The organism is Aestuariivivens sediminis (assembly GCF_022662105.1).
Lineage (GTDB): Bacteria > Bacteroidota > Bacteroidia > Flavobacteriales > Flavobacteriaceae > Aestuariivivens > Aestuariivivens sediminis.
This window is the reverse complement of the sequence record NZ_JAKMCP010000002.1, coordinates 789,788-806,990: the sequence shown is the minus strand read 5'-3', so window position 1 is coordinate 806,990 and position 17,203 is coordinate 789,788. Positions and strand designations below refer to the sequence as shown.

Sequence of the window (17,203 nt, the reverse complement as noted above, 5' to 3'; positions counted from 1 at the left end):
ATTGAAAGTCCTTATCACAATCTACAGGAGGATTACAGGATTAACAATTATGTTAATTACAGGAAGCATTTCTTTATTTCTTGTTATTGTAAGTTTTGGATTACTCAGAGGCTTTTGTATTACCTATATAATCAGGTATTCTTCTCGGTTCATACTGACAGTCATGGGTTTCAAAAGTTTTTACCCATCCTTAAGCGAATTTCCTAAGCATCAAGTTCTATATACTTTTAATCACAACGCAGAACAAGATATTTTACTTTTAACCGCTTTGGGACTCAAGAATACCAGATTTGTACTCTCCGAAAAGACCTGGATTTACATTCCAATTCTAGTTTCCGCTATATCCATTGGAACGCGCTATATACCTCAAAAAAAACACGCAAAAAGGCGCAAGAGGTTCTTTAAAAACACCACCCAATTTTTAATAAAATCGAAATATTCCATTGCAGCCTCGTCAGAAGGCGTTCACGATCATTTTCATGGAATAGCGCCTTTTAATAGAGGGATTTATAAAATGGCATTGGAGGCAAACTTGCCCATTGTTCCTCTTTATATTCATGTGCCCGAAGAGAGTAATATGACCGACTTTAAATATGCTAAAAATGGAACTTTAGGTATTGAGCTATTGGATGAAATTTCTACAAAAGATTGGAATATGGATAATCTCGATAAACACATTAATGATGTTAGAACCGTTTTTGTAAACCGTTTCAATGCGTTAAATCCTAATTGCAAAACCGTATGAATGCAAAATATCAACAGGCCCCTGGTAGAGGGTTAATGAACCAAACGGCGTTCGATTTAAGAATGAATTATTTGGAAACCTTATCTAAAGATATTAGTAAGGCTATAAAGTCTGAATCCATAGGGCTATTTCAAATACAAAACAATATTGAAAGTTTTATTGGAACCGTCGAAATTCCACTAGGATTGGTTGGCCCCCTGTTATTTATTGATAAAGATAAAAAGCTAGAATGGGTTCATAGTGCTGTTGCCACAACAGAAGGAGCCTTAGTAGCAAGTATGAACAGAGGGATTAAGGCGATCAGTGAGTGTGGAGGGTTTGAAGCTCATATTGTGCATCAAAAGATGGTTAGAACTCCCATGTATACCTTTAAGCGGCTGTCTGAATCTATTGCTTTTGATGAATGGATTAAAAGAAATTTCAAAAAAATAAAGGCAAAAGCACAACGGCATAGTAATCATGCCGAATTACTTGAAATTGGAAGTGTTATTATTGGAAAAATTGTACATCTAAAGTTTGTGTATTCCACAAGCGATGCTTCCGGACAAAATATGACCACTTCTTGTACCTGGAATGCCTGTTTGTGGATTGAAGAGAACTTTGAACTTGAGACCAATATAGAGATCTTAAATTTTGTTATTGAAGGGAATGGTGCATCAGACAAAAAAGTTTCTTTTTATGCCATTCAAAATGGAAGAGGATGTCACGTCATTAGCGAATGCTTTCTTACCAATGAAGTTATTGAAAAAACATTGAGAACGAATGCAAACGATATGTTTAGTTCCTATAATCATTCGCTTTCCATTAGTCGTTTAGATGGGATGGTGGGACATAATGTGAATGTGGCAAATGCCATTGCCGGAATATATGCTTCTACAGGTCAGGATTTGGCATGTATTCATGAATCTTCTATCGGGATTTTGCAGATAGAACAAACAAAAGAGGGGTTATACTTATCCTTAGTGCTTCCTAACTTAGTTGTAGGTACGGTTGGTGGTGGCACCCATTTACCGGTGCCTTCCAGAATATTAGAATTGATGGACTGCAGTGGGGCAGGAAAGGTAGAGCGGTTTGCAAAGTTAATTGCGGGATTTGCCTTATCCATAGAAATTTCGACGTTGGCTGCCATTGTGAGCGGTCAATTTGCGCGTGCACATCAAAAATTAGGAAGGAATAAACCTGTAAAATGGTTATTGGCATCTGAAATTGATATGAATTTCGTTAAAATGAATACGCCATACTTTAGGGATACCATTGACCGTGTAAGTTTTGATAATGAAGTCCATTTAGACAACGGAATTCTAACTGATTTAACAAAGAAGATTACTAAAAAGGTCATAGGATTCATTCAGGCAGATATCCATACAGCAGATGGGCAACACTATCCCTTATTACTAAAAAGCAAGGCACTTGGTAAGGAAGTTTTGGATGGCTTACATTTTATGGCAAGTAATGTTAGTGTTGATTTGGCGGATATTCTTGCAAAGCATTATAATGCCTTGGAATATAAGGACAACCATATTAAAGAATTGGCAGTTTATGAAGCATTGCAAAGTATTGGTTTTTCGTATATGCCTCGATTATATGGGACAGTAAGGAACAGAGATCGAGAAATTTATTTGATTCTTATGGAGCGTTTGGATTCAAGAGATATGCTATTAATGAATTCTGAATCCACTCCTGAAAAATGGACCATCCCATTTATTAAAAAAACAATAGACAGCATTCATCTTGTACATGTCCATTTTCAGTATGATAAGAACAAATTGGAATCTATAGAGGTCTTTGCTATCCAAAAGGCACTTAAGCTATACAATGCTTTTGTGGATTTGAACAGAAAGGATTATGACTATTTAAATGCAGATCATCGTTTTGATGAATTAAGGGATTTTATAAATGATTCGAGCAATAACGGATATAAGCCGATAAGTAAAATGAGCCTGATTCATAATGACTTTAATCCAAGGAATATTGCAATAAGAGCTAATGGAGACCCTTGTATTTATGATTGGGAGTTAGCAATCTACGGGATTCCGCATCGCGATATATTTGAGTTATTGGCCTTTACATTAACACCTGATTTTGAGTGTTCGGATTTAGGGGACATATTGAAATATCATTTTACACGGGTTCAATCCATGAATAATGAAGATTACAGTTGGTCCGATTATTTGCATGATTTTAAACTGGGAGGCCTGGCATTTTTAATTTCAAGAGTTAATTTTTATTTGACAGGAAGCATCTTAATGAATTACCCATTTATTGAACGAGTGTTTACAACATCATTTAATATGTTGGATTCGGTTAAAAAGATGCCATAAATGAATAATTTATATATCCACATATATCTGTTTTTCATTCCTTTAATTATTGGAAATGTTTTGCACATGATTATTGTCCATCGGAATTGGTTTAGTGGTTTGGCTTTCCCTATATCAAAAAAATGGTTTGGGAATAGTAAAACCTACAGAGGAATCATTGTACTACCGGCCCTAACAGGAGCAATAGCTTTAGTAAATAGTGTTTCGTTCGGTCCATTCGAAATATCGGTGGCAAATGATGCATTTGTCGGCTTTGGACTTGGACTGGCTTATATCCTGGCGGAGTTGCCTAATTCATTTGTGAAAAGAAGGTTAGGAATAGCAAATGGAGAACAGTCAAAAAAGTACAAATATCTGCAAACCTTTACGGATAAATCAGATTCTTTAATCGGTGTTTTAGTCTTTTACTTTTTAGCAACAGTAATATCGTTTAAGACTGTTGTATTTCTGTTTTGTATAGGCATGATTTTACATTTAGGGATCAGTCAACTGTTAGTGTTAATTAAAATTAAAAGGAATTTTTGAACCATATACAATCCCTTAAAGAACCCTTGTCTACTGATTTGGTAGGAGCAAAAGCCGCAAGTCTTTCTGCGCTATTTGCATATGGTTTTTCGGTACCTGACGGCTATGCCATTTCTAAAGGAGTGTTGGAATTTTATTCTAAAAATAACACTTTACCTAATGGGTTTAAACACGCTTTGGAGAGTTGTTTAATTACTCTGAATTCTCGAAAAATAATCATAAGAAGCTCTGCCATTGGAGAAGATTCTGATAGTTTTTCATTTGCTGGCCAATTAGATTCTTTCGTGGTGAATAACAAGACAGAAGAGGCACTGGAAGCAATCCGGAACTGTTGGAATGGTCTTAAAAATGACAGAGTCATTGCGTATGAAAACCTTTCCGGAAAGAAGCTCATGGAAATGGGTGTGGTAATTCAAGAATTTGTGGAAGCGGATTACGCAGGAGTAACATTTACATCTTCTCCGTATCATGCGGACCAAATCTATACAGAATATGTAAAAGGAGATGGCGAACAATTGGTTACGGGAAAAGTAACACCCAAAAGTTTCTCAGTTGATTTCACCTTAACACCTAAAGACGAACTTCCTTTTAATGGGGTTGAATTGATTCGGTTGGCAACAACGTTAAAAGAAAAGTATGGCTATCATATCGATATTGAATGGGTGTCTAAAGGGCAAAGCCTTTTTTTTGTACAAGCCAGACCGATCACCGTTCTTCGAAAAAAGAAAGTGCATTGGTCGAACACCAATTTAAACGAGAATTATCCCACGCCAATATCGCCGTTATTGTATTCGATAGCAAGGGATTCGTATTATCATTATTTTAAAAATCTGGCAGGATTATTACAAATCCATAACAGCAGCCTCCGCAAATTGGAATATGATTTTAGTAATACGGTTGGTATTTGGGGTAACAGACTGTATTACAACATGACCAGTATTCATAATATTCTGTCTTCATCGCCATTAAAAGCGTATTTCAAAGATGCATTTAATAAATTTGTAGGATATTCTGAAAAGGATGTTGCTCAAGTAGATACTTCAAAATCTACATCTTTGATTCCTTTTATTTTTCGTCTTATCCGATTAAATTTTTCTTTAGAAAAGCATGTTAAAAGTATCGAATTGATGGTTGATGATTTTGCTTTGAATGCACGTAAAAAGGGTAATAACGTTCCCCTGGAAACCTTGTTCTACAACTTCTTAGATTTGAGATTCAATCAATGGTATCGTGCAAGTTTAGCAGATTTTTTCTCTATGATACATTATAGCGTTTTAGGAGGAATAACTCAGAAATTTTATGGTGAGAAAAGTGTTGGAATGCACAATACTTTAGTACAGGCTATTCCTGGATTAATGAGTAGTGAACCATTAAATGACACCTATGATATGGTTCAAGAAATCAATAATAATAACGAAATAAAGGCCTTTTTTCAGTCTCATTCATCCATGGAAGTATATCAGGAAATTCAAGAGAATCCGAGTTATTTACAACTGAAGGAAACCCTGGATTCCTATCTTGAAAAATGGGGATTTAGATGTTCGGGAGAACTTATGTTTTTGAGTACCAATTATATTGAAGAGCCGGCGAAATTTATAGAGCTCTTAAAAGTGTATATGGCCCAAAATGCTCAAGATCCTCGAGAAGTAATTGCCATTAAAGATCGAGAGCGTAGACGAGCTATGCGCCATTTTGCGTGGAAAATAATTAAAAAAAGGGCTCTGTTATTTCCGATATCATTTGTTGAGGTCGGGATACTAAATCTAAGCGCAAAACTTTGCAAACAAGCCATTTCAAGTCGAGAAAGGGTGCGTTATAAACAAGCTGAAATGTATTATTATTTTAAAACTGTGGTTAAAAAGATCGGAGCTCAGTTTAAAGAAGAAAATAAAATAGAACATATTGATGATATGTTTTTTATGAGTTATAAAGAGATTGGAGAATGCGTATCATCTTCAACGATGTTTTCCAAAGATCTCAGACCATTGATTCAAGAACGCCGTGCTCGATTTAGTCTTGAATCTGAAAACAAATATCCTGAAAATTTCACCACTAATTTTGGTGAACGTCCAGAATCGATATATGAAGAAGTTTCCTTTACGGGAGATTTTACAGAATATAATGGGCTGGCGGTTAGCGGGGGCAGGATAAAGGCAAGAATAAAAGTGCTGGAATCGGTATTAGAAAGCCCTAAGCTGAACAAAGGAGATATCTTAGTCACTAAACAGACAGATCCAGGCTGGGCTATGGTATTCCCGTTAATTGGAGGACTAATTGTTGAACGTGGTGGTGCGTTGTCTCATGGCGCGATTGTAGCAAGAGAATTTGGAATTCCTGCAGTGATTGGAATCACAAATATTACAGAGATCTTAAAGGATCATGATGAAGTCATATTAGATGGCGATCTGGGTAAGATTATAATTTTATGATAGCAGTTTTAAGAGATTATATAAAAATTAGAATTCATCTAATTCCGCTGATTGGATTAACGATTCTTATGACTATTTTAATTCTTTCTGTCAATGACACTTTGGGGATCTGGCTTTATTCAATGGTGTTTTTATTTTCGTCTTTTATTGTCTTTAGAATAGTTGATGATATTTTTTCAGCTGAAACAGACATAAAAGAACATCCCGAAAGGACCTATCTAGTCCCTGCCAGATTTAAATTATTTAAAAAAGTAACGGGACTAATAATAGGGCTTTATCTTTTAACTGTTAGTCTTGTTTTTCCGTCTGCTTTTTTAATAATCCTTTTGCTCTTGGCAGGTTCAGTGGTTTTATATCTTTTATTTGGACGTCATTTGTTCCTATTAAAAATAATTCCATTATTAAAATACCCTGTACTCCTCTTTTGCGTTTCGATAACCTCAAGTTATCGTGGAGAACCAGAGGTGTTTCTAGCCTCTTTTTTACTTATAGCCGGCTTTGACAGTTTTGATCTTGTAAAAAGACACTCAAATCACATTTGGAAACCCATGATACTTTTTTTAGGCTGTAGCCTCCTGCTTTTTAAACCTTGGGAAGGCTATTTTAATAGTCTCCTGAGTTTGGCCCCATTACTTTTTATCTATAGGGCTAGAGATAAAAATTTTACCCCTTATATAATGATGGTATATTTTCCAGTACTGTATGTTATACTAACACATTTATAATATGAAGAGTTCATTTTTAAAGGAATTCAAAAATCCGGACAGGTATCGATTTGAAGCGGTTAATTGTTATTATTGTAATAGCGACAATTATGCCTTTTTCTTAAAAGGAGAAGAAGATTTAACGGGTAAAGAAGGAGAATTCCAATACGTAAAATGCAATAATTGTGAGATGGTATATCAAAATCCAAGAATATCCATAGATCAAATCAAGGAATTTTATGATGGAGAGTATATTGCACACCGTAAAAAGAAAAACTGGGGACTATTGACGCCATTATATGAATGGGCCATGAATAAACACGACCGGGAAAAAGAAAAGATCCTTATAAAACATGTTGCCCTCAATGAACAAACAGAGATCCTTGATGTGGGGTGCGCCGTAGGGACATTTTTACTTCACATAAATAAAAAGTACGGCGTTAACATTAGCGGTGTGGATTTTAAGGAGGGATTAGCCTATCCCGATTTTGATAAAATAGAGTTCTATGAAGGGTTGTTTTATGAACAAAAAATTAAAGAAGAACGATACGATGTTGTGACCATGTGGCACTTTTTAGAACATTGCTACGACCCCAATAAATCGATCCAAATGGCGAAAAAAGTACTTAAAAAAGAAGGGAAACTCATTATTGAGGTCCCACGATTAGATAGTACCACCTTTAGATTATTTGGCAGGAAATGGCCCGGAGTTCAAGCACCTCAACACACGGTTTTGTACGATAAAAAAGCCTTTGTTAATATGATGAGAAAAAATGGATTTCAGGTGATTAAATATTTACCTTGGGGTGCATTCCCCCCATATTTTTATGTTTTTGCCGGGGCATATTTTAAAATAATAGGAAAAAATTTAAATCTAAAATATATTATTTTTCCATACTTTTTAGGTCAACTTATTTTGACACCCCTACTATGGTTTCAAAAGTATTTGAATCTCTCTATGCAGACTGTAATTTGTGAAAAGATGGAGGTCTAATTTAATCCTATGAATAAGCATAATACAATATCCTCAAATTTAAAAGCCAGAGACGATCTTGCCTTTTATAGTCTTTTAATTCCAATGACTCTTCTAAGCTTGGGGGTTATACTCTCATCAAATAATGACGGGATCCTATATTGGACAGGCCAACTGCTATTATCATTTTTCTTTCTACAGGCCTTTATTTTATTACACGAATGTGCACATTTGAGTTTTTTTAAAACACGATCAATAAATAAAGTACTGGGACATGTGTTTGGCTTTCTATCAATGATCCCCTATTATTCTTGGCAGCAAATGCATAACTTACATCATCGATGGACGGGTTGGAGAGATAAAGACCCTACCACTGAAACTACCATCAATCCAAGTTCTTCGGCTGTAAAAAATTTAGTTGTCAATATAACTTGGCGTTTATTCATCCCCGTGTTTTACCTTAGTTATAAATTAAGTAATTATTGGAATTTGTTTAAAATTAAGCGGTTCTTAAGTCCGAAAAAATATAATAGAGTAAAAACTCAAGCCATAATATATATCCTCATATATATACTGTTGAGTTACTTTTTTGGAGGACTTATGGTCCATCTTTTTGTTCCTGCTTTCGCCATGAGTTTATTGTTGAAGGAATTGGTTATTATGACGCAACATTCCCATATTGAAATACCGGTTTCTAACCATAAGGAAGTGAAACCCCTACCCTATTTAGACCAGGTTAAATACACTAGAAGTTTTTATATCCATGCATGCTTTACCAGGTATTTCTTGTTAAATTTCAATCTTCATGAGGCACATCATGCGCACCCTGCCATACCGGCCTATAAATTATCGAAGGTTAATTTGGCTATTTCTGAACGGCCTACATTTATCTCCTGGTTCATCAAGGCAAAAAAGATGAAAGGCGTAGATTATATTTTCAAAACCTCCAAGCACACGGGTGAGTTCTTCTAATCTCGGGGAGTCATGGAAGTATTTTTGTTTACCGTTGAATGGGATTGAGGCCTCCAAAGATAAATTTCAAACTTCTAATGGGATGGAGTTAAAAACGCATTCCAAGTTGTGGACTTTATGGGTTTATGCTTATGTTACCTGAACCCCAAGATCTCAAGGGCCTAGAACATATCGGAAAAATAGTTGTTATATCTTAAGGAGACTCCATGCATATTATATCCTCTTATGGGATTTTGATGACTGCAACAGTCCCAATACGTCAAGAGACCCTTATGCAGGGGTCATAACCGCCTCTGTCCTGTTGGAATAGCAGGCCGATGTGTCCAACGACAAACGTCAAATATACTTGAAGTCGCATAGAGGCTTCTTGCTCAATTGAGTTAGGAAGACTATCGTAAACCGGCAACTGTAAACGCGCCTTTTATATTAAAACATGCCACAGAAATTTACCGGCAGGCAAGGAAATAGATCTTCCTATTAATATATGCCGATTATTATTATATTGTAGCCTTATTACGCGATAAAAACCTTAATACCCTTAACCGTGGGGTAACACATTAAAAAATTACGAATTAAAATGAAATTTAAAAAAAACCACATGTATCTCAGATCAATCCTTATTATTGTTTTTATGGTCTTCTGCGGGCAAACCTACAGTCAGAATTGGGAATCCTTATTTAACGGGGAAGACCTTCAGGGATGGAAAGTTGTTGGAGGGACCGCCACTTATGTTGTTCAAGAGGGGAACATTATCGGCAGTTCAAAAAATGACAGGCTTAACACCTTTTTATGTACCGAAAAAAGCTATTCGGACTTTATATTGGAATTAGAGATATTCCTTCCCAATAAATTAAACTCCGGTGTCCAGTTTAGGAGTAACACCAGAGAGGAGGAATTCGGAACACGGGTCTTTGGTTATCAGTGCGAAGTAGATCCGACCAAGCGTAAATGGACAGGAGGCATATATGATGAAGCACGGCGTAAATGGTTATATCCCATAACGAGAAACACCAAAGCACAAGAGGCCTTTGAAATGGCCACATGGAATACCATACGAATAGAAGCTTTTGGGAATGAAATTAATACGTTTGTCAATGGGCAGCATGCAAGCCGATTGGTTGACGATATGACGGCTTCCGGTTTTATTGGTTTGCAAGTGCACAATGTAAAGGAAGAAGAAGTTGGGAGGAAGGTCATGTGGAAAAACATTAGGATCATTACTGAAAATGTTCAGGAATATCTAACAACTGCCGACCCTGAAGTACCTCAGGTAAGTTACCTTAAAAACGAATTGACCCCCTGGGAAAAGGATCATGGCTTTAGACTGCTATGGGACGGCAAGACCTCCACGGGTTGGCGGGGGGCAAAATTAGATGATTTTCCCGAGTCCGGTTGGATCATCAAAGACGGTGTGCTAAGCATTAAAGGGAGCGATGGTGGCGAAGCCACAGGCCCGGGAGATATTGTTACCACAAAACTGTACAGTGATTTTGAATTAGAGCTTGAATTTAAGATTACTGAAGGCGCTAATAGCGGTATTAAATATTTTGTCGATCCCGGACTGAACAAGGGTGAAGGTTCTGCCATTGGTTGTGAATTTCAGATTTTGGATGATAAGAAGCATCCGGATGCAAAAATGGGCGTGATGGGAAACAGAACGCTGGGCTCACTCTATGACCTCATTACGGCAAAGAACCTATCGACTAAAGGGCGATCTAAAGATTTTAAAGGCATAGGGCAATGGAACAAAGCCAGAATTGTATCAAGAAACGGAAAAGTGGAACACTGGCTCAACAACGAAAAAGTTGTGGCATATGATCGATTTTCTCCAATGTTTGAAGCGCTCGTTAATTACAGTAAATACCAGCAATGGGAAAATTTTGGCAGATGGCCGGAGGGGGCTATCTTACTTCAGGATCATGGTAATGATGTGAGTTTCAGAAGTATAAAAATAAGAGAATTTTAAAAATGACAAGCAGAAGAAATTTTATAAAAAAGACCACTTTGGCCGGAACAGGCATAGCTCTGGGAAGTTCGGCAATGGCAATGACCGCTAGAAGTTATCGTAACATTATGGGTTCAAACGAGAGATTGAATATTGCCATAGCCGGTTTGGGAAGACGAATGGGAGCCTTTATTGAGCCCATAGCACTTAAGGAAAGCAATGTTAAGTTACTCTATTTGTGTGATGTCATGGAGAAACAAGGCTTAAAGGGGCAAAAGGCCTTTAAAGAACATATTGATTACAGTCCCAAATTTGAAAATGACATTAGAAGAGTGTTGGACGATAACCATGTTGATGTATTCATTAATGCCACACCGGATCATTGGCATACGCCCGGATCGATCTTGGCCATGAAGGCCGGAAAACACGTCTATGTTGAAAAACCTTGTAGTCATAACATGTATGAAAACGAACAACTGGTAAAGGCATCTAAGCATTTTAACAGAGTGGTTCAAATGGGTAACCAACAGCGTTCCTCAGGTCACACCATTGAAATCATTAAGGAGATCCATGATGGAGTCATTGGAAAACCATACAAGGCCCTTGCATTTTATTCGAACGGACGGGGCGAAGTGCCCTTACAGCAGGCTGCAGCGGTACCTGAAGGATTGGATTGGGACCTGTGGCAGGGCCCGGCCCCAAGAAGAGCCTATACTTCTGAAACATGGAATTACAACTGGCATTGGTATGGTTGGGATTATGGTACGGCCGAGGCCGGAAACAATGGCACCCATGAACTGGATGTGGCACGCTGGGCTTTACAAGTCAATTTTCCGCGAAGTGTTTATGTTGAAGCAGAAAAGCGACACTTTATTAACGATGGCTGGGAAATGTATGACGATATGGAGGCCACGTTTAATTTTTCGGATAATAAAATCATTAAATGGGATGGTAAATCACGTAATGAGTACAAAACCTATGGAACCGGTCGTGGTACCATAATTTACGGGACCGAAGGTTCTGTTTATGTCGATCGGGGTAAATATGTGCTTTATGATCGCTCAGGTAAAGCCATCAAAACATTTGATTCAGAATCGAATGAGGCAGGCACCGCCTTAGGGGGTGGTGGTGATACCTCCACCAAACATGTTCAAAATCTTTTTCAAACCATACGGGGCAAATCTACCCTGGCTGCTCCCATTGATGACGCCAGTATCAGTATGGCCATGGTCCATTACGCCAATATAGCCTATAGAATTAAACAAGGGTTTGATATTGATGACCAAACCGGTATGATGTACAACAGGGATGCGATGAACCTATGGTCACGATCCTATGAACCGGGATGGGAGCCTGTTTTTTAACATCAAGGAGATGAATAGACGGAAATTTATAAAACAAGGGGGCGCAGCTTCAGCCCTCATATTAACGGGTACATCGGCATTAGCTGATATGGCCTTACGGAAGGATAAAAAGGATATACATATCGGAATTATTGGAACAGGCCAAAGAGGCACTGGTTTAATTCCTTTTATAAACAGCATTGAAAATTTAAAGGTTTATGCCTGTTGTGACACCATTCCCTTTAGACTTCAGGAAGGATTGAAGCGAACTAATGGGAAAGCCAAGGGATATGCTAATTATAAGGATCTACTAGCTAATAGATCCATTGATGCCGTCCTTATAGCAACACCATTTAGTATGCATGCTCAAATCGCTTTGGATGCTATCGATGCCGGTAAACATGTTTATTGTGAAAAGACCTTGGCAAAAGGATACCAGGATATCCACCATTTGATCGCTAAAGTAAAAAACGCCAATATTATTTTTCAAACCGGTCATCAATATCATAGTTCCAGACTTTACCAACATGTGGTCAACCTTATTGAAGGGGGTAAAGTGGGGCAAATTACAGCGTTTGAGTGCCAATGGAACCGACATGGCGACTGGCGAAGACCGGTTCCGGATCCCAGCCTTGAAAGAGCCATCAATTGGCGGATGTATCGGGAATATTCCGGTGGACTGCTTGCTGAATTGTGTTCCCACCAAATAGATTTTGTCAACACCATTCTCAAGGCCAACCCCATACAGGTTATGGGTACCGGAGGTGTTGATTATTGGAAGGATGGACGAGAGACCTATGACAATATACATGTCCTTTACAGCTATCCTAATGGTGTGACAGCAAAGTTCACATGCCTTACCAATAATAAAAAGGATGGGTACCAAATTAAAGTTATTGGAGATAAGGGAACACTTATAATTACAACCGATTCTGCAACATTTTATTCTGAGGAGAAGAAAGAAACGAAACAACCCCTGTATGGGGATGTTGATGGGGTTTCCGGTGCAACTGCACCAGGCCGTTCCTGGGATTATGGTGAGCCTATTGAAATCACCCACGAAGATCCAAGCAAGCAGGCCCTGATGGATTTTAGGGATAGTATAGTTTATGGTAGAGAACCCATTTCCAATGTGGTTACCGGAGCTAAAGCGGCTATATGCGTACAAATGGGATTGGATGCCATGTACAATAATGAAATCGTTCCATGGAACCCGGAGCACAGTTTTTAAGATAACACCCCGGCTCGATGAGTAAGCGGAAACTATTCATACTAATAATAGGCCTTTTGATATCCGATTTGGGGTCCTCCCAGGAAAAGGTTTTGTATAAAGAAATAGATACTGCAAAGTTGTATTTGGATGTTTATTATCCAAGCCAAAGGGATACCACAAAAACATATCCTGCTATGGTTTTCTTTTTTGGTGGCGGTTGGAAAGGAGGAAGCATTGCGCAATTTGAACCCCATGCTACATATTTTTCTAAAAGAGGGTTAGTTTGTTTCCTGGTCGATTATAGGACCTTCAAAAAGTATAGTACAACACCCTTCGATGCCTTGAAGGACGCCAAAACGGCTATGCGCTTCATCAGGGAGCGGGCCAATTTATTTAATATAGACCCTTTAAAAATTCTAGCGGCCGGAGGATCGGCTGGGGGGCATTTGGCCGCGGCTTGCGCTTTAATACCGGAATATAACGAACCTACGGACCAGGGATCCATTAGTCCCGCTCCAAACGCTTTGGTACTTTTTAATCCCGTAATCGATAATGGTCCCGGAGGCTTTGCCTATGATCGCATTGGCTATGCCTATAAAAACTTTTCACCCCTTCACAATATTGTATCGGGCGCCCCACCAACCATTATGTTTTTTGGAACTGAAGATCATCTGGTTCCGGTAGAAACGGCAAAGTACTATCAAATGGTAATGGAAAAAGTGGGAAGTCGATGCGAACTTCATTTATATGATGGTCAGGGCCATGGGTTTTTTAATAAGAATCGAAATTTTGAACATTACGAAAAAACAGTAAATGCCACGGATGTGTTTTTGCAATCCCTTGGGTATTTAAGTCAGAACCCTGTTATTAAAATCGAATAAATTAATTAATCCTATTGCTCATTAAATACCTCTAAGGTTTGAAACTATCTAAATGTACTATGAAATTTATCTTATCTATCGGTATTCTATGGTTTTGCCTGCTCAATTGTAAACAAGCTGAGGTTGAAGAACGCCCCAATATTTTACTCCTTTGCATTGATGATCTGCGTCCGGAGATAAACGCTTTTGGGGCCAGCCACATAATTTCTCCTCATATGGATCGACTCGCCCAAATGGGGATGTCCTTTCACAGGCATTATGTTAATGCCCCTAGTTGTGGTCCATCGCGATACACCTTGTTAACCGGACAATACGGCCCTCCCAATAACAATGCCTTGTTCCTGAGAGCTCAAAAGAGGACAGACAATTCTTCTGCGATACAACCCAGCATGCCCGAATGGTTCAAATCCTATGGTTATAGAACCGTATCTGTTGGTAAGGTCTCCCACCACCCCGGTGGAAGAGGGGGCCAGGATTGGAATGACAGCACTGTTATTGAAATGCCCGACGCCTGGGACAAACAACTCATGCCTGTGGGACCATGGAGGCATCCACGTGGAGCCATGCACGGACTGGCTAATGGAGAAGTCAGGAAAAAATCCGGCCACATGGACGTATTTCAATCGGCTCAAGGTAATGATGTGGTCTACCCCGATGATTTGATAACAGCTGAAGCAACGAATCAGTTGAAAGAATTAACAACACAAAAAGACCAGCCCTTTTTTCTAGCTGTGGGCATAATAAAACCCCATTTACCTTTTGGTGCCCCTAAGTCCTATTATGATTTGTATCAGAAGGGCGCATTACCTGCCATTGCACATCCTGAGAAGCCAAAAGGACGAACCACATGGCACGAGTCCAATGAATTCATGAAATACAACCGTTGGGGAAAAGATCCCAATCGAGATGCGTCGTTTGCCGAAGAGGTACGCCGACATTATATGGCCTGTGTCTCCTACGCTGATGCACAAGTAGGCATTATTCTGGAGGAATTAAAACGGACCGGCGCAGACAAAAACACCATCGTGGTGTTATGGGGAGACCATGGTTGGCATTTGGGGGAACATGCTATTTGGGGCAAGCACAGCCTGTTCGAGGAGTCCTTACGCTCCCCCCTTATTATTTTTGATCCGGCTAACAAACAAGGAGGTCAACACATAAATGAAATCGTTGAGACCTTGGACATTTTCCCTACCCTCTGTGAATTGACGGGTATCGCCATCCCGGATTTTGCCGAAGGCACTTCGTTAAAAGGGGTTTTCGACGGACAAGACCCTGTTGATAAAATGGCTGTAGCCTATACATCAAAAGCTGAGACCATCAGGACGACAACGCATCGTCTGGTTGTACATAACGACGGCTTTGTAGAATTGTACGATCATTCGAAACCGGAAAAAGAGACGAGAAATATTGCTGAAGAGCATATGGATTTAGTAAACGAGTTGACAGCATTATTGAAGGCGAAACGACCTTAAATGGACTCCAACCTTACTAATGAATAATACTTTTATTTAAAATTTGCCATGATGAGGAAGAACTCACCCTCCATCTAAACCATTGTATTATCAAAAAATTGAAAGGATCTGGAGGTATTATTTTAAGTGTACTGAAAGGTTAAAATAGGGTTTAGTCACTTAACTATGGAGTGTCCCGGTATGATGGCGTATTGTTTGATTCAACCGGGCACTGGACCGCAGGGGCGGTAAAAGGTTACTATAATCTGTGCCGATTAACAGGTTGAAGCCTGAATAAAATGTAAAAGGCTTCAGAATGGGAATGCTTTTAATTTGATATCTTTAAACGACTAAATTAAACCAACTAATAACGATATGAACAGGAAAATAGTGTTATGGTCCCTTACGGCCGCCCTTGCCGGATTTCTTTTTGGATTTGATACGGTAGTGATTTCCGGAGCTGAAAAAAAACTGCAATTGCTATGGGGGTCATCCGATATGTTTCATGGCATAGTGGTTATAGGAATGGCACTTTGGGGGACCGTAATTGGTGCTTTTTTTGGAGGGATACCCACCAATAAAATTGGACGTAAGAAAACCCTGGTTTGGATTGGAGTCCTATATACCGTTTCCGCTATTGGTTCAGGTTTGTCCAATGATCCCTGGACATTTGCCGTTTTTAGATTTATTGGCGGTTTGGGGGTAGGGGCATCAACGGTTGCTGCTCCTGCATATATATCTGAGATTGCACCAGCAAAGGATCGCGGTAAGCTGGTTGGTTTATATCAGTTCAATATTGTTTTTGGTATCCTTGTCGCATTCTTCTCCAACTATATGTTAAATGGCATTGGAGAAAATGCCTGGCGGTGGATGGTGGGCATTGAAGCTATTCCGGCCGCAATATATACGCTATTTGCCCTAACCGTGCCCAAAAGTCCAAGATGGTTGCTTACCAAATTTAAGGATGACGAAGCAAAGCATGTGCTTCAAATTATTAATCCTGACTTTGATCCGGAACATTTGATGATGGAGATAAAACAGGAAATGGAAGATACCGTACCAAATGAAAATATATTCCTTAAAAAATATAGATTTCCAGTAATTCTTGCTTTTCTAATAGCATTTTTTAATCAACTTTCAGGAATTAACGCCTTTTTATATTATGCACCGAGAATACTCGAGGAAGCAGGTTTGGCGGAAAGTTCTGCTTTATTAAGCAGTATTGGTGTTGGCGTAACCAATATGGTCTTCACATTAATAGGAATTTACCTTATCGATAAGTTTGGCCGTAAGCAACTCATGTATATCGGATCTGTGGGCTATATCATTTCACTAACCCTGGTGTCTGTGGCCTTTACATTAAATTGGGAAGGCTCGCTTATGCCTGTTTTTCTTTTTATGTTTATTGCGGCCCATGCCATAGGACAGGGGACCGTTATTTGGGTGTTTATTTCAGAGATTTTTCCAAATCATTTACGGGGTTATGGACAGGCCTTCGGCAGTTCGGTACATTGGGTGTTGGCAGCAATAGTACCTTCCCTGGTACCTGTACTGTTTTCAACCATTGGGGCGGGAACGGTATTTGGCGTGTTTGCCTTTATGATGGTATTGCAATTGGCATTTGTTTACTATATGATGCCCGAAACCAAAGGGGTATCGCTTGAGGAACTAAGCAAGACGTTGATAAAGGATTGATAT

At 38.9% G+C, this 17,203-nt stretch carries 13 protein-coding genes; all 13 read left to right on the top strand.

Going from position 1 to position 17,203, the window contains the following annotated elements:
• Window positions 1-163: 163 nt before the first annotated feature.
• The 13 genes from MR054_RS07680 (at window position 164) to MR054_RS07620 (ending at window position 17,200) form a co-directional block, all read left to right on the top strand.
• Window positions 164-745: a lysophospholipid acyltransferase family protein gene (locus MR054_RS07680; protein WP_242157289.1), complete on the top strand. Its 582-nt coding sequence runs from the start codon at window positions 164-166 to the stop codon at window positions 743-745.
• Window positions 742-3,066: a phosphotransferase gene (locus MR054_RS07675; protein ID WP_242157288.1), complete on the top strand. Its 2,325-nt coding sequence runs from the start codon at window positions 742-744 to the stop codon at window positions 3,064-3,066. Before MR054_RS07680 ends, MR054_RS07675 begins: the two co-directional genes overlap by 4 nt.
• Window positions 3,067-3,591, top strand: coding sequence for a CDP-archaeol synthase (locus tag MR054_RS07670; protein ID WP_242157287.1), 525 nt, complete (start codon window positions 3,067-3,069; stop codon window positions 3,589-3,591). It abuts the gene before it with no gap.
• Window positions 3,588-6,020, top strand: a complete 2,433-nt coding sequence (locus tag MR054_RS07665; RefSeq protein ID WP_242157286.1) for a PEP/pyruvate-binding domain-containing protein — start codon at window positions 3,588-3,590, stop codon at window positions 6,018-6,020. The genes MR054_RS07670 and MR054_RS07665 overlap by 4 nt, the downstream gene beginning before the upstream one ends.
• The gene (locus MR054_RS07660; protein WP_242157285.1) at window positions 6,017-6,745 is read left to right on the top strand and encodes a hypothetical protein; all 729 of its coding nucleotides are present in this window, start codon (window positions 6,017-6,019) and stop codon (window positions 6,743-6,745) included. The genes MR054_RS07665 and MR054_RS07660 overlap by 4 nt, the downstream gene beginning before the upstream one ends.
• Before the next feature lies 1 nt (window position 6,746).
• Window positions 6,747-7,718 carry a class I SAM-dependent methyltransferase gene (locus MR054_RS07655; protein ID WP_242157284.1) on the top strand — a complete coding sequence of 324 codons (972 nt, stop codon included), beginning with the start codon at window positions 6,747-6,749 and terminating at the stop codon, window positions 7,716-7,718.
• A gap of 9 nt (window positions 7,719-7,727) precedes the next feature.
• The gene (locus MR054_RS07650) at window positions 7,728-8,669 is read left to right on the top strand and encodes a fatty acid desaturase family protein (RefSeq protein WP_242157283.1); all 942 of its coding nucleotides are present in this window, start codon (window positions 7,728-7,730) and stop codon (window positions 8,667-8,669) included.
• A 598-nt stretch (window positions 8,670-9,267) separates the two neighbouring features.
• Window positions 9,268-10,635, top strand: a complete 1,368-nt coding sequence (locus MR054_RS07645) for a 3-keto-disaccharide hydrolase (RefSeq protein ID WP_242157282.1) — start codon at window positions 9,268-9,270, stop codon at window positions 10,633-10,635.
• A 2-nt stretch (window positions 10,636-10,637) separates the two neighbouring features.
• Window positions 10,638-11,978 (top strand): Gfo/Idh/MocA family protein, encoded by a 1,341-nt coding sequence (locus tag MR054_RS07640; protein WP_242157281.1) that lies wholly within the window; start codon window positions 10,638-10,640, stop codon window positions 11,976-11,978.
• 10 nt (window positions 11,979-11,988) lie between these two features.
• Complete coding sequence (locus MR054_RS07635) at window positions 11,989-13,188, top strand: Gfo/Idh/MocA family protein (protein WP_242157280.1); 1,200 nt, start codon at window positions 11,989-11,991, stop codon at window positions 13,186-13,188.
• A 17-nt stretch (window positions 13,189-13,205) separates the two neighbouring features.
• Window positions 13,206-14,051, top strand: a complete 846-nt coding sequence (locus MR054_RS07630) for an alpha/beta hydrolase (RefSeq protein WP_242157279.1) — start codon at window positions 13,206-13,208, stop codon at window positions 14,049-14,051.
• 59 nt (window positions 14,052-14,110) lie between these two features.
• Window positions 14,111-15,526 carry a sulfatase gene (locus MR054_RS07625; protein WP_242157278.1) on the top strand — a complete coding sequence of 472 codons (1,416 nt, stop codon included), beginning with the start codon at window positions 14,111-14,113 and terminating at the stop codon, window positions 15,524-15,526.
• A 354-nt stretch (window positions 15,527-15,880) separates the two neighbouring features.
• A complete protein-coding gene (locus MR054_RS07620; protein ID WP_242157277.1) occupies window positions 15,881-17,200 on the top strand; it encodes a sugar porter family MFS transporter in 1,320 nt (439 codons plus the stop codon).
• The last annotated feature ends 3 nt before the right edge of the window (window positions 17,201-17,203 follow it).